Source organism: Virgibacillus salarius (assembly GCF_039521925.1).
Classification (GTDB): domain Bacteria; phylum Bacillota; class Bacilli; order Bacillales; family Amphibacillaceae; genus Virgibacillus; species Virgibacillus salarius.
In genome coordinates this window covers 1-15,116 of the sequence record NZ_BAAACY010000003.1, presented here as the reverse complement: position 1 = coordinate 15,116, position 15,116 = coordinate 1, and the positions used below count along the sequence as shown (strand labels likewise).

Here is a 15,116-nt window from a genome sequence, read left to right as displayed (position 1 = left end):
GAAACAACAGTCATTGATTGCAATGTGCGGCAAATTACTACGTGTACTGTTTGTGATTGGCAGAAAACAAAGTGAATTTGAAGGTAGCAAGCTATTACAAGGTTTAACTCAAATGAAAGAATTGCAGGCAGTTTAAGCTATTTCAAAGTAGTTGAAAAAATGCATCTAAGTTTTGGAATGAACAAACACCAATAATGCAGAGTCGGAGATTATTTATTCCATTCGGGCACCAGACCCAGCATAGGAGCTTTTTCCGACCTCCACCTTGTGGATACGCAGGACGAAGGAATGTATGGATTAAAATCCCGTGATACATGGGAGGGTGAGCGACCATAAGCAGTGTGGAGAATGAGGGCATGGTTATATCCCTTTTCAACCAAATGTACACAATTTGGCTGTTAGGATGGATAAAACCCGGTTAGAATATTCTGTACTCTGATTAAACGCTTTATCCATCAATACATTCAATGAAATGGTGCTTGATTAATTCTAAGAAAACAAGAGTATTTTGAAGATAATTAAAGTATATAGAGGGAGTATATAGAGGGAGGAATGGATGATGAATAACCAATTTATTTTATCTATTGATCAAGGTACTACAAGTTCTCGAGCGATTATTTTTAACCACAAAGGAGAAATTGTCCAGACAGCGCAAAAAGAGTTTGAACAATTCTTTCCACAGCCTGGTTGGGTTGAACATGATGCCAATGAAATTTGGACCTCCGTTCTAGCTTGTATTGCAGAGGTATTACGCAAGGCTGATCTAGAACCAAATCAAATTGCTGGTATTGGTATTACAAATCAACGGGAAACAACGGTAGTATGGGATAGAAATACGGGGAAACCAGTATACAAAGCGATTGTCTGGCAGTCTAGACAAACGGAGGCTATTTGTAAAGAGCTAAGAGAAGCTGGCTACAATGAACTATTTAGAGAGAAGACAGGATTGCTGCTTGACCCTTATTTCTCTGGTACGAAGGTTAAATGGATTTTGGATAATGTGGAAGGTGCAAGAGAAAAAGCAGACAACGGTGACTTAATGTTTGGCACAATAGATAGTTGGCTAGTATACCGTCTGTCTGGTGGTAAAACGCATATTACTGATTATTCCAATGCTTCTCGAACATTAATGTTTAATATTTACGATTTAAAATGGGATGACGAGTTATTAGATATACTAACTATTCCGAAAAGCATGCTACCAGAAGTAAAACAATCCTCAGAGGTTTATGCTCATACGGTTTCTTATCATTTCTTTGGAGAAGAAGTACCAATTGCCGGTATTGCTGGGGACCAACAAGCAGCGTTATTTGGGCAAGCTTGCTTTGAGAAGGGTATGGTGAAAAATACTTATGGTACTGGATGTTTTATGTTAATGAATACAGGTGAAGAAGGAGTTGCCTCTGAGCATGGATTATTAACAACACTCGCATGGGGAGTCGATGGTAAAGTTGAATATGCATTAGAAGGAAGTATTTTCGTAGCAGGCTCTGCTATCCAATGGTTACGAGATGGCTTAAGATTAATAGAAACTGCTCCAGAAAGTGAGAGCTATGCAACAAAAGTAGAGGGCACAGATGGTGTATACATGGTACCTGCGTTTGTCGGTTTAGGCACACCGTATTGGGATAGTGAGGCAAGAGGTGCTGTATTTGGACTTACCCGTGGTACAACAAAGGGTCACTTTATCCGGGCTACACTAGAATCATTAGCATATCAAACAAAAGATGTTTTAAATGCAATGATTGCGGATTCAAAAATAGATCTAAAGACATTACGTGTGGACGGTGGTGCAGTCAAAAATAATTTCTTAATGCAATTTCAAAGTGACATCATCGGTGTCCCTGTAGAGAGACCAGTTGTTCAAGAAACAACTGCTTTAGGATCTGCATATCTAGCTGGGTTAGCCGTTGGTTACTGGAAGGATAAGGATGAAATTGCAAAACAGTGGAATATAGAGAAAACATTTACGGATAATATGGAGGAAGAGAAGCGTAAAGCTCTATATGGCGGCTGGAAGAAAGCTGTTGAAGCAACTCGAGCATTTAAATAAAGCTTTAGCAAGAAAGGGGTCATGACTATCTAAGGATAAGAATGGCCCTTTTTTATAAAAAATTTCTAAGAAATAGTATTTATTTGTGTGATTAGGCTATAAACAGGGTATTTTTATAATAAGAAGATGAAAGGGGTAGTAAAATGAAAAAAATTATTAACGATCCAGATCAAGTTGTTCAAGATATGGTGAATGGGTATATTGCTGCTTACCCTGAGAAAGTTAGGTTAATACCTAATACGTTAGTGTTAGCAAGAAAGGAAGCGCCAATTAAAGGTAAAGTAGGATTAGTAAGTGGTGGTGGTAGTGGACATGAGCCTGCTCATGCAGGATATGTTGGAAAAGGTATGCTTGATGCAGCAGTTGCTGGTGAAGTATTTACTTCACCAACTCCAGATCAAGTGCTCGAAGCGATAAAAGCTGTAGATGGAGGTGAAGGGGTTTTTTTAATCATTAAAAACTATACGGGTGATGTATTAAACTTTGAAATGGCTGCAGAAATGGCTGAAGCTGAAGGTATCCAAGTCGAAAAGGTAATTGTTAATGACGATGTTGCAGTTGAAGATAGCTCCTTCACTACTGGTCGAAGAGGGATAGCTGGGACAGTATTGGTTCACAAAATAGCTGGAGCTAAGGCAGAAAGCGGTGGATCACTGAAGGAAATCAAGCAAGTAGCGGACAAGGTTGTAGCAAATGTACGCTCGATGGGAATGGCACTCACCTCATGTACAGTACCAGCTGCTGGAAAGCCAAGCTTTACATTGAAAGAGGATGAGATGGAGATTGGGATCGGAATTCATGGAGAACCGGGAATTGAGAGGAAGCCAATTACTTCTGCTGATGAAATTGCAACAGAATTAACAAATAGAATTCTCGAAGATATCGAAATATCAAAAGGAAATAATATTGCTGTAATGATTAATGGTTTAGGAGCTACTCCAGAAATGGAATTGTATATAGTAAACGAGAAAGTTCAGGGAATACTTCATGATAATGGCATTCATGTATATCGAACATTTGTCGGAGAATATATGACATCATTGGAGATGGCTGGTATTTCCATAACTTTATTGAAATTAGATGATGAACTAAAGACATTATTAGATGCTGGATCAGAAGCACCCGCTTTTCGCAGCTAGGAGGGATTTAATATGGAATTGGATGTATCACGTACTATAAAATGGATAAAACTTGCAAATGAAAAAATACAAATGAATAAAGATTACTTAACTACACTGGATCAACCTATTGGCGATGGTGACCATGGAATTAATATGGCTAGAGGATTTCAAGCTGTGGTAACTAAGTTGGATGAAGAGGATTATCAAGAGGTATCTGACGTTTTAAAGGATGTAGCGATGACCATCATGTCAAAGGTAGGTGGTGCATCTGGTCCTTTATTTGCAACAGTCTTCTTGAAATTAACGAATGCTTTAAAGGGTGAACAAATTATTAATCAGAAGCAGTTTGCAATAGGATTAAATGAAGCTGTTAGTGGATTAAAGCAACGTGGTAAAGCAACAGAGGGAGAGAAAACAATGGTTGATGTATGGTCCCCCATTGCTGATTTATTTCAGACAAATGAGGAAGTCGATCATTCTTCCATTTTACAGACTGCAAGCAATGCTTTAGAAAAAGTAAAAGATATGATGGCCACAAAAGGACGGGCCTCCTATTTTAAAGAAAAGTCGATTGGACATTTGGATCCAGGAGCTGTGTCATCATACTATATTTTTGAAGCATTGGCTGAAGTATGGAAAGGAGCATCTAAGTAATGGCTTATGTAGGTATTGTACTTATTTCCCATAGCTCAAAAATCGCTGAAGGAGCAAAGGAGCTTATCCGACAAGTAATAAAGGACGTACCAATTGAAACAGCTGGAGGTACAGAGGATTTAGAGATTGGAACAAGTATAGAAAAGATTAATGCTGCCATTGAGCAAGCTAATCAAGGTAATGGTGTGTTGTTATTTTATGATTTAGGTAGTGCAAAGATGAACGCTGAAATGGCAATCGAAATGACAGATCTTAAAGCGATAAAGTTAGTAGAAGCTCCTATTGTAGAAGGTGCTTATGTAGCAGCAGTAGAAGCTGGTATGGGCAAAAATTTAGAAGATGTATACGACTCGGTAATACAAGCTTTCGAACATAAATAGAAAAAACCCTTTACGGTTTGAAATACTCCGTAAAGGGTTTTTTCAATCTGGTGTTAGTATATAACTTGGATTATCAGCAAAGTAGAGGAAACTATTGCTATGCTGTCTGTTATACTTGAAAGTACAAGGCATGATGGGAGGATTTATATGATTACGGTAAATGATATTTACAATGCGAGAGAAACTATTACAGATACAATAAATAATACGCCCATTTTAGAATCTACACAGCTATCTTCTATCTGTAAGAATCAAATGTTTTTTAAAGCTGAGCACCTACAACAAACAGGGTCTTTTAAGATTAGAGGTGCCACGAACAAGGTTAAACGTGCGGCTCAAGAAGGGTCATCATTTGTTACGGCAGCATCATCAGGAAATCACGGCCAGGCAGTAGCCTATATTGCAAATCAGTTAGGAATACCAGCTACGATTGTCGTTCCTGAGGATGCTAATGAAAGTAAGGTAAATGCAATTCGTTCATATAAGGGGAAAATTGAAAAATGTGGAATGACTTCCTCTGAACGGCTTCCACGTGCAGTGGAAGTCGCAAAAGAAAATAATGGTATGATTATTCCTCCTTATGATGATCCATTAATCATTGCTGGCCAAGGTACAGTTGGATTAGAGATATTAGAACAAATAGATCATGTTGACGTTGTCGTAGTACCAATTGGTGGTGGTGGATTAATTTCCGGGATACTAACTGCTATTAAAGAAACGAAGCCATCGATTAAAGTTATTGGAGTGGAGCCTGAAACTGCTAAAGATACTTTTATTTCCTTACAGGAAGGAAAAATAACGAGTATACCACCAACGATAACAATAGCGGATGGCTTACGTACAACGCACCCAGGAACCCTTACCTTCCCCATTGTGAAGCGATTTATAGATGATATTGTTCTTGTAAGTGAAGTACAAATTAAACAGGCGATGACCTTTGTTTTACAGCGTATGAAGCAGTTGATCGAGCCTTCTAGTGCTGTAACGGTTGCAGCAGCTATGTTTGATAAACTTGGTGTCTATGATAAAAATGTGGTCTGTGTATTATCTGGAGGGAATGTTGACATCCAGCTGTTGAATGCATTCATTGTCCAGTAGTCACCTATATATGTATAGATAAAAATCTATTTATCCATCGATTTCTTCGTCGTAAAAGGATCGATGGATGTTTTTAATCTATTATCCAATTCCTCCATAAATTAATAAATCTATCCATTCTTTTATGTTACAATAATTTGATATTTTTAATTATTTGTACCGTCTGTTAATATAAAAATTACGTTTCTCTACCACTTCGATTGATTCCGCATATAATTTTGCAGTAAGTCCCCACTCCGGCAATAAAGTGAACCGTTCTGGAATGAGTGGGGGCGACTGCAATAAATGTCCGATTGGTTCGAGGGCCTTTAGGTCATACCCTTAGTGGTACTAACCATCCGTGGGGCTAAACAAAAACCCCCAACTGATTGAAGTTTCACTTTTATTATTTGCAATTATTTATGCTCTTCCTAAAGGCAGCTAATAGTACTATCCCATTCATTCCGTTGTGTTCTGTGTTTAAGGAGGGGAGATATGCTTCGTGTTTCATTACAAACAAAGATACTTGTCCTAATCTGTGGATTAATTATTTGTATAACTATACTACTGACTGGGATAAATGCTTATTTTGAATCGCAAGATATTGAAAAACAAATAGGGGAAAGAGCTTTAAATGTAGCTATTACATTTTCTCATATGCCTTCGGTAAGGAGTGCTTTTGATGAGGCACATCCAGAAAAAACGATTCAACCAATTGCTGAGGAGGTTCGAGAATACATTGGTGCAGAATTTATTGTAGTAGGAAATAAGGATAGTATACGTGTAGCTCATCCTGATACAAAGAAAATCGGAAAACATATGGTTGGGGGAGATAATGATAGAGCATTAAAACATGGTGAATATTATACATCAAAAGCTGTAGGAAGCCTAGGCTATTCGTTACGTGGAAAAGCGCCTATTTTTAATAAAGATGGTGACATAATTGGGATCGTTTCTGTTGGGTTTATGGTTGAAGATATTAAGTCGATTGTTTTCAATAAATTATTAAAACTAGGTGGAGTATCGTTATTGGTATTGTTGGCTGGTATCGTTGGTGGGGTCTTATTAGCAAGAAATATTAGAAAGGATACGTTTGGTCTGGAACCATATGAGATAGCAACTCTTTATCGTGATCGGAATGCCATCCTCTCTTCGATAAAGGAGGGGATTATTGCAATTGATCAAACTGGTAGAATTAATTTAATGAATGAGTCTGCGCAAAGAATTTTAGGAATTAATAATAACAAAGCGAATCAAAAAATAGAGGATGTTTTTCCAAATACAAAAATGTACGATGTACTTCAATCGGGAAACGTAATAAAAGATGAAGAAATAGCTTTAAATAATCGACAGGTTATTGTTAACCGTAAGCCAATCATAGAAAATGAACAAGTAGTAGGCGTAGTATCAAGCTTTAGGGATAAAACAGAGCTAAATGAAATGATAAATACATTGTCCGAAGTTAGGCAGTATTCCGAAGATTTACGTGCCCAAACACATGAGTACACCAATAAACTATATGTGCTTTCAGGGTTATTGCAATTACAACATTATAAAGAGGCTATTGAGTTAATTCAAAAAGAATCAAAGATACATGCGGATCAAAATAAAATTTTGCTTGATCAAATAAAAGATCAAACCGTCCAAGCTATCTTGTTAGGAAAAATAGGAAAGGCGTCAGAAAAAAAGATTGCGCTTACAATTGATCCGAATAGCTACTTACAGCCATTGCCGAAGCAAATGGATATGGCAAAATTAATTACAATTGTTGGTAACTTAATTGATAATGCTATGGAAGCAGTTGAACAACAAAATGTTAAAGAGGTTGTAATTTTTGCAACTGATATAGGTCAAGATATTGTATTTGAAATTGCCGATAGTGGCGAAGGCATCAATGATATGGAGGTTCAGCAAATTTTTCAACAAGGCTATTCTACAAAAGGAATGAAGGATCGCGGTTATGGATTAGCTATTGTTAAGGATACAGTAGAAGAACTTCAGGGAACTGTTGAAGTACATAATCAAAAACACAAAGGAGCAGTGTTTTCTGTTTTTATTCCTAAACAGACAAAAAGTGATTAGCAGAGGGGGGATGGAATGATACGTGTCATTATTGCAGAGGACGATTATCGAATTGCAAATATTCATGAAAAGTTTTTAGAGACAATCTCAGGTATAGAGGTTGTTGGAAAAGCGTTAAACGGAGAGCAAACACTGGATATGGTTAGCAAAACTGCAACTGATTTAATATTACTAGATATTTATATGCCTGATATGTTAGGTAGTGATATTATGCTAGAAATTCGTCATCGTAATCCTAACATTGATTTTATTATGATATCTGCAGCAACGGAGACAAAGATTGTTGGTAATGTCATACGCAATGGAATCTTTGACTATATCATTAAACCAGTTAAAATGGAACGGTTTATAGAAACTATCAAACGCTATAAAAATATGAAACAACAATTAGCAGCAAAAAATGAGGTAGATCAGTCATTTTTAGATGATTATTTTGGACAGAAGCTAAGTACTAGAGAACCAACACCAAAAGGAATAGACCCATTAACGCTTGAAAAGGTTGAAGGAATATTACATCAAGTAAATACTGGTATTACTGCTGAGGAAATGGGTTCTAAAGTTGGCGCCTCACGAACAACAGCAAGGAGATATTTGGAGTATTTAATATCCATTAATAAGGTTACGGCTGAATTAGAGTATGGTATCGTAGGAAGACCAGAGCGAAGATATCATTTAAAGTAGGAATTATGATGAAGGCTAGGCTCCGATAATTGATAATCTAAGGAAGCAGCAATGCACAAAGAATGAACTAATCATATAGTGTAACATGTTAGTTGTATAACACTGCTGGAAGTATGATGGAAGCAATCCCCATATGTATACGCCTGAGAAGGCTTGCCACTCATTTTGAAATAGCCACCATTCAGCAGTTGATAAATTCCCTCTCCGTTATTATGCTTGTCTGTATCGAAGAGGGAATTTTTGTCATCTTTTCGATAAACAGCTGATAAAAGATGAATAAACAATACATAGAAGTTAATCTCCTATTCCCGTGAACAAAATGCTCAAAATAGACAAAAAATTCTTATTGCATCTTATTTTGTAAACGGTTACATAAAGAAGGGATTTTATTAGAGTAAATAGTAGAAAGCAAACAATGATTTAAAACAGGGAGGAATGAGGAGTGAAACGGTGGATTACGCTTATCGGGTTTCTTGTGATCATACTTACAGTAACAGCATGTTCCGGTAAAGATGAAAAGGCAACTGGCTCATCAGGAGATTGGACACCTGAGAAACCCATTGAAATTATAGCACCAGCAGGAGCTGGTGGAGGCTGGGATACTACAGCACGCATGGCTGCTAAAGTATTCACAGAAGAAGGATTGATTGATCAGGACATTGGGGTTGTAAATAAACCAGGTGGTGGAGGTGCGGTAGGTTGGGCGTATATCGCAGGCAAACAAAAAAGTTCATATAATTTATTTGTATCCTCACCTCCAATTGTTTTAATTCCGTTAAATGGGCAGTCGGAATATGGACACGAGGATTTTACACCACTTGCTAATATGATAGCAGACTACGCTGCATTTGCGGTGTCAGCAGATGCAAAATGGGATAATCTTAATGATTTATTTGAGGATATGAAGAAAGATCCTGCTAGTATTACAGTTGTTGGTGCCTCTTCACCGGGGAGTATGGATCATATCCAGTTCATACAGATTGCAAAGGCTGCAGGGGTTGATGTGACAAAAATTAAGTATGTATCTGACCAAGAAGGTGGGGGACTGACGCAAGTGCTAAATGGAAGTGCAGACGTTTACTCAACTGGAGTGGCAGAAACAGTAGAACAAGTAAAGGCTGGGAAAATAAAGGTATTAGGAGTGTCTTCTGAGGAGAGATTAGAGGGTGAAGTTATAGAAGATTTTCCAACCGCTAATGAACAGGGGATTGATGCAACTTTTGTAAACTGGCGTGGATTTTTTGGACCTCCGGATATGGACGATGCAGCTGTGAAATATTATGAAGAAAAATTTAAAGAATTAAGTGATTCACAGGCTTTTGCAGATATCAGAGAGCAATATGGTTGGGATGAAATGTATATGGACAGCAAATCATATAAGGCATTTTTAGATGAACAGAAAGAAGAGATTCAGTCTTTACTAGATGAATTAGGTCTATCGAAATAGACCATTTCCTAGAAGTCAATGGCTAAGGTCATTGGCTTCTATCTTTACAATAATGAATAATTATATATGTTTCCTTACAGTTGGCGTATATCATTCACACAAATTAATAAAGCGTAGCGTCTAAATTAGGTTTTAGCAATAAGGTATTTTAAATTATAGGTGGTGAAGGCATGTTTAAAGCATTAAATCAACGTATCAGCATTATTCTACTAATTATAGCAGTAGCTTATTTAGTAATGGCATATCAACTACCTGCTTATCCATACACACCTGTTGATGCGGATGTTATTCCAAAAGGATTGGGTTATTTGCTAGTTTTTTTATCGATTTGTTTATTTTTTGCTAAGGATTCAGAAACAGAAGAACAGCGATCGCGTAGAAATATTCCTTTGAAAGATATTGGTACATTAATTGCTGTATTCTTATTTATTTTGCTTTATATTACACTATTGGAATTCTTAGGATTTATTATAACTACAACACTGTTTATCTATTTTTGTTCATGGTTCTTAGGATATAAAAAACATCTTACAAATGGGGTGGTTGCTCTTATTTTTCCAATTTTTATGTATATAACGTTTACAAAATTTTTGCAAATAAGTTTACCCCAAGGATTATTACCGTTTTAGAGGAGGTTCCGTATGGATTCTATTGAAGGAATTATAACTGGCTTTCAGGTTGCATTTAGTATGCAAGGGTTACTTTTCGTTTTAATTGGTGTTTTTGTTGGTACATTCATCGGTATGTTACCAGGGCTGGGACCAATCAGTGCTATTGCTGTCATGATACCAGTGACGTTTGGAATGGAACCAACCGTTGCATTAGTGATGATGGCAGGTGTTTACTACGGTGCCGTTTTTGGTGGATCTACATCTTCCATATTATTAAATGCACCTGGGATCTCTGGAACGGTCGCAACAGCATTTGATGGTTATCCGATGGCACAACAGGGAAAGGCAGGCAAAGCACTTGCTATAGCTGCTACGTCATCTTTTGTTGGAGGTACTGTAAGTGTCATTTTATTAATGCTTTTAGCACCGATACTATCAAGTGTTGCAGTCTCCTTTGGTCCACCTGCTTATTTTGCTTTAATGTTTATGGGATTAACCTTAATAACAAGCTTATCCGAAGGGTCAACGATTAAGGCTTTAATCTCAGCTGTTATTGGATTTATGGTGGTCACAATTGGCATCGATGCCCAGACGGGAACACAACGATTTACGTTTGGAAATGTGAATTTGTTGGAGGGCTTAGACTTCCTGGTAATTGCTTTAGGTTTATTTGCATTAGCAGAGGTTTGTACATTAATTATAAATCGTAAAGATTTATCAATGGATAATGCTCATAAATTAGGTAGTTTAAAGATAACCAAGCAGGAGTTTAAGGAAATGCGTGGTCCAATGTCACGTCAATCCATCTTAGGTTTTTTACTTGGAGTACTTCCAGGGGCAGGAGCAACTATTGCCTCATTTATAGCTTATATTACTGAAAAAAGAATTGCCAAAAGTCCTGAAGCGTTTGGAAAAGGCTCAGTAAAAGGACTTGCTGCACCGGAAACTGCTAATAATGCTGCGACTAGTGGTGCTTTTGTTCCATTACTAAGCTTAGGTATACCAGGATCCGGAACAACAGCTGTTATGTTGGGCGCTTTTCTTGTGTTAGGCGTTCAGCCTGGTCCATTATTAATGACCGATAGACCTGAGATTTTCTGGGGGATTATCGCTAGCATGTATATAGGGAATGTATTTCTACTAATTCTTAATTTACCGCTAATCCCTTACATAGCGAAAATATTAAAAATTCCCCGTCCATTGCTTATTTCATTAGTCATTATGTTTAGCATTATTGGGGTTTATGCGATTAGTTTTAATACGTTTGATTTATACATGCTTCTCTTATTTGGTGTAATTGGCTTTTTTATGCGACTATTTTCGTTTCCAGCTCCGCCATTAATTTTAGCATTTATCCTAGGAGGGATGATGGAACAGGCGTTTAGACAGTCATTGACCATATCAAATGGAAGTTTGATGATCTTTGTACAAGACCCATTAGCTTTAACACTACTAATTATTGCATTATTGTCTCTTGCTTTTCCTTTGATTCAACAAATAAGAAGGAGCAAGAGAGCATAAATGCGAATCATCAGAAGTGTTTACTATAAAAGCTATAAGAAAATATACTGGCTGTCTTTTGTACTGGTAATATGTTGTTTAGTACTATTGCTTGTAAAAGACGCGATGGCTACACACTTCACAGCTGAACAACTTCGTACATTGTTTGTACTAGGAATAGCGGTTTACTTATGGGTGGCGGATCCAATTCCTACTGGAGCTGGTAGTATATTAATTATTGCATTATTGATGGTTTTTCAGTTAGCTGATAGTATGGAAGAGGCAGTAGTAGGATTTTTATCACCAGCGATTTACTTTATTTTTATGTTATCAATTATCAGTCAGGTGCTTATTAAGGCGGGTGTTGATGGCATAGTGGCTCGATTTTTGTTGAAAATGAGTAAAGGGGGACCGAAATTTATTATTATCGGTCTGCCTCTATTTAGTTTACTGCTACCTGTGCTGCTTCCATCAGCTGTAGCACGTTTCAAAATGCTATTACCTTTGATAGATCGATTAAATGACTATTTTGCTCTAGGAGAGCAAAGTCCATTTCGTAAATATGGCATTCATGTTATTGGAATGATAAACCAGCATGCAACAATGATTGTTTATACTGGTGGGGGATTTCCGATTTTGGCTTCTCAACTCTTAAGGGATTATCAAATTGCTGATTTAGGATGGTTAGACTGGTTTTTACTTATGGCCCCTCCAATATGGATTGGCTCCATTTTGACCCTTCTTTTTGTTTATAACTATATTTCGAGGCAATCCCGTAAAATTAGCTATTCTAACGTACCCAGTTCTACTTCTAGTATATTGAAGGAAGATCAAGGAGAGCCTTCGAAGCAAATGTGGATAGTTAGTATAAGCTTTTTCGTAATGGTATTGACGTGGGTCGTTACTGATCCCCAGCAAGTACCTTTATTATTGCCACCTATGCTCTTAGTTGTTTTTTACGCCATTCCGAAAATTGACTTAGTAACAAATAGTGATATACGTAAGCTTGACTGGGAGAATTTTTTGTTGCTGGGAGCTTCTTTTTCATTAGGTTCTGTCCTTGAAACTAATGGAACTGCATCTCAATTAGCGCAACTATTAATGAAAGTCGTACCTGAAGGAGCAGGAGTAGTATTAAGTGTTAGTATTATTGCAATAATGGTGTTCATATTACGCTTCTTTTTTATCGTACCATCATCGGCAATTATTGTTATTTTTCCAGTTGTTATGTCTTATTCTCACCAGGTTGGACTTCCTCCTGTTCCCTTAGCACTTTTAATTATTATGATTGTCGGTAGTATGATTATTTTACCTATTCATACAACTACGACCTATTTGGCGAGTCAAACGCTTGCGTACTCTAGGAAAGAGCAAGTGATTATTGGATTATTTTCTAGTACCGTATTTTTTATCATTGCGATCTTGGCAGCACTATATTTTTGGTAATACGAAATAAAGGTGATTTCATAAAGGACATCACCTTTATTAGGTGTGACTACAATTTAAACCCAGTTCTACTTTTAAATCGCTTTAGGATAATTGAACTTTCTACTCGAGTTATTCCCTCAACAGAATATAGTTCTTCGTTAATGAATACTTCAAGATTTTGAAAGTTTTCTACAAGTACATGCATATGTAGTGTACTGGGTCCTGTCATTTGATAAATACTTGCTACCTGAGGGTGATCAGCTAAATTTTGGGCAACTCGTTGAAGCTGTTTTGGTTCCACATCTACTTCAAAAAAAGCGGATACTTGCTTTCCGAATTTCTCTGAGTTAATGACAACTGTAAACTTTTCAATAACGCCTTTTTCCTTTAAATTTTGAATTCGATCCTTAACAGCCACACGCGATAGTCCAACTTTATCAGCTAATTCAACATAAGATAATCGGCCATCTTCAGCAAGTTCCTCTAACAATTTTACATCAATGTTATCCAGTTTCATCGTTTCTGCTCCTACGATTTATTTAAAGCTAAATATAGTTTAACAGATAACTTTCCTGAGAAAAACAATGTAATACTCAAACATTTGATAAATACAAATGGTAAGATTTTTTATGCTTTGATTTTATTTTGTAAGGTTTTATCATTATTTTTATTTGTTTTTGACATAATAAATTGTTGACAGCTAAATATTTGTTTATTAGTATAGAATTTAAATTGGTGTAAGAGTAAGAAAATACAGATTTTCCGAACGGGCAAGCCCACTTCTTGAGACGTGGGATGAATATTTAGTGTAAGCTACATTATCGAAAAGGTACGTGAGCCATGAGGAATCATTGGAATATCTTTATAGCATTTTTTCGAGTTGGAATTTTAGGATATGGTGGTGGACCAAGTTCTATACCACTTGTCCATAAAGAAGTGGTAGATAATTTTAAGTGGATGAATGATGAGGAATTTGGTGATTTACTTGCATTGGGAAATACACTACCGGGCCCAATAGCTACAAAGCTTGCCGGTTATATTGGTTACCGGGTATCAGGGGTTTTGGGAATGATTAATGCGGTATTAGCAACAATATTACCTACCATTTTTCTGATGATTTTACTTCTTTCATCCTTATCCTCCATAAAAGAGTACGATTGGGTTCAGGGGATGACGGCTGCAGTCATACCAATAGTTGGAGTCATGCTAGCAACGTTAACATGGCAATTTATTCATAAAGCAGGAAAAGGAATGGGGTGGCTACAAACAGGACTAGTACTGTTAATTGTCTTCGTTTTATTGCAAGTTCTACATATACACCCAGGACTTATTATAGCGGCTTTATTAATCCTAGCACTCGTAAAGAAGGATAAAGCGCCAAATACAGAAGAAAACATCACCGGTAGGGAAGGTGATCCGTCATGATCTATTGGGAAATATTTCTTGCGTTTTTCATACCGGGAATACTGGGGTATGGAGGAGGACCAGCCTCGATACCGCTTATAGAAAATGAAGTAGTTACTCGTTATGGATGGATGAATGTTCAGGAGTTCAGTGAAGTTCTTGCATTAGGAAATGCACTACCCGGACCAATAGCTACAAAAATGGCCGGCTATATTGGCTATGATGTCGCGGGAATCCCAGGGGCTGCAATAGGTGTTTTTGCTACGGTAGCACCGTCCCTACTATTAATTATTGTATTGTTAAGTATACTGTATAAATATAAGAATTCACCGAAAGTAAAGCGAATGACGCTCTACATTCGACCAGTTATCGGTATCTTACTAGGTGTAATGGCATGGCGCTTTTTTAGTGAATCTTATGAAGGTATCGGTTTATGGCAAACAGTTATATTGATGCTTGTAAGTTATTTATTACTGGAGCGTATGAAAGTACATCCAGCATTTGTCATCATAGGTGCGCTTATTTACGGTGGATTTTTCTTATAAAAAAGAGGGCAAGCAGATGTGTACCCTTTGTAAAGGATATTTTAATGACCTGGCTTCCCTTTTTTTAAAGATAAGAAAGTATAAAAATTTGGCTATACCAGAGTGTTACTTACTGTGGTATTTTAAGTATATG

At 37.0% G+C, this 15,116-nt stretch carries 14 protein-coding genes and 1 pseudogene; 14 read left to right on the top strand and 1 reads right to left on the bottom strand.

Going from position 1 to position 15,116, the window contains the following annotated elements; all coding sequences use genetic code 11:
- From ABDZ84_RS00265 to ABDZ84_RS00210, 12 genes and pseudogenes are all read left to right on the top strand, one after another.
- Positions 1-136, top strand: a pseudogene (locus ABDZ84_RS00265) (IS110 family transposase); the annotation flags it as partial.
- 423 nt (positions 137-559) lie between these two features.
- Positions 560-2,053 carry a glycerol kinase GlpK gene (gene glpK / locus ABDZ84_RS00260; protein ID WP_343779243.1) on the top strand — a complete coding sequence of 498 codons (1,494 nt, stop codon included), beginning with the start codon at positions 560-562 and terminating at the stop codon, positions 2,051-2,053.
- A 143-nt stretch (positions 2,054-2,196) separates the two neighbouring features.
- The gene (gene dhaK, locus ABDZ84_RS00255; RefSeq protein WP_166530518.1) at positions 2,197-3,192 is read left to right on the top strand and encodes a dihydroxyacetone kinase subunit DhaK; all 996 of its coding nucleotides are present in this window, start codon (positions 2,197-2,199) and stop codon (positions 3,190-3,192) included.
- Between the two features lie 12 nt (positions 3,193-3,204).
- The gene (dhaL, locus tag ABDZ84_RS00250; protein ID WP_121605745.1) at positions 3,205-3,828 is read left to right on the top strand and encodes a dihydroxyacetone kinase subunit DhaL; all 624 of its coding nucleotides are present in this window, start codon (positions 3,205-3,207) and stop codon (positions 3,826-3,828) included.
- On the top strand, positions 3,828-4,208 hold the full coding sequence (gene dhaM / locus ABDZ84_RS00245) for a dihydroxyacetone kinase phosphoryl donor subunit DhaM (protein ID WP_026680087.1): 381 nt from the start codon (positions 3,828-3,830) through the stop codon (positions 4,206-4,208). Before dhaL ends, dhaM begins: the two co-directional genes overlap by 1 nt.
- A gap of 147 nt (positions 4,209-4,355) precedes the next feature.
- Complete coding sequence (locus ABDZ84_RS00240; RefSeq protein ID WP_121605744.1) at positions 4,356-5,306, top strand: threonine ammonia-lyase; 951 nt, start codon at positions 4,356-4,358, stop codon at positions 5,304-5,306.
- Between the two features lie 474 nt (positions 5,307-5,780).
- Positions 5,781-7,367, top strand: a complete 1,587-nt coding sequence (locus tag ABDZ84_RS00235; RefSeq protein WP_121605743.1) for an ATP-binding protein — start codon at positions 5,781-5,783, stop codon at positions 7,365-7,367.
- A 15-nt stretch (positions 7,368-7,382) separates the two neighbouring features.
- Positions 7,383-8,048 carry a response regulator gene (locus ABDZ84_RS00230; RefSeq protein ID WP_205388858.1) on the top strand — a complete coding sequence of 222 codons (666 nt, stop codon included), beginning with the start codon at positions 7,383-7,385 and terminating at the stop codon, positions 8,046-8,048.
- 442 nt (positions 8,049-8,490) lie between these two features.
- The gene (locus ABDZ84_RS00225; RefSeq protein ID WP_205388857.1) at positions 8,491-9,495 is read left to right on the top strand and encodes a tripartite tricarboxylate transporter substrate binding protein; all 1,005 of its coding nucleotides are present in this window, start codon (positions 8,491-8,493) and stop codon (positions 9,493-9,495) included.
- Positions 9,496-9,665: 170 nt separating this feature from the next.
- On the top strand, positions 9,666-10,124 hold the full coding sequence (locus ABDZ84_RS00220) for a tripartite tricarboxylate transporter TctB family protein (RefSeq protein ID WP_121605742.1): 459 nt from the start codon (positions 9,666-9,668) through the stop codon (positions 10,122-10,124).
- A gap of 12 nt (positions 10,125-10,136) precedes the next feature.
- Positions 10,137-11,627, top strand: a complete 1,491-nt coding sequence (locus tag ABDZ84_RS00215) for a tripartite tricarboxylate transporter permease (protein ID WP_121605741.1) — start codon at positions 10,137-10,139, stop codon at positions 11,625-11,627.
- The gene (locus ABDZ84_RS00210) at positions 11,628-13,052 is read left to right on the top strand and encodes an SLC13 family permease (RefSeq protein WP_026680080.1); all 1,425 of its coding nucleotides are present in this window, start codon (positions 11,628-11,630) and stop codon (positions 13,050-13,052) included.
- A gap of 49 nt (positions 13,053-13,101) precedes the next feature.
- Here ABDZ84_RS00210 and ABDZ84_RS00205 read toward each other — a convergent pair whose 3' ends face one another.
- Positions 13,102-13,551 carry an Lrp/AsnC family transcriptional regulator gene (locus ABDZ84_RS00205; protein WP_026680079.1) on the bottom strand — a complete coding sequence of 150 codons (450 nt, stop codon included), beginning with the start codon at positions 13,549-13,551 and terminating at the stop codon, positions 13,102-13,104.
- 323 nt (positions 13,552-13,874) lie between these two features.
- Between ABDZ84_RS00205 and ABDZ84_RS00200 the strand changes: the two genes are divergently transcribed.
- On the top strand, positions 13,875-14,459 hold the full coding sequence (locus ABDZ84_RS00200) for a chromate transporter (protein WP_026680078.1): 585 nt from the start codon (positions 13,875-13,877) through the stop codon (positions 14,457-14,459).
- A complete protein-coding gene (locus ABDZ84_RS00195) occupies positions 14,456-14,983 on the top strand; it encodes a chromate transporter (RefSeq protein WP_026680077.1) in 528 nt (175 codons plus the stop codon). Before ABDZ84_RS00200 ends, ABDZ84_RS00195 begins: the two co-directional genes overlap by 4 nt.
- Positions 14,984-15,116: the final 133 nt, after the last annotated feature.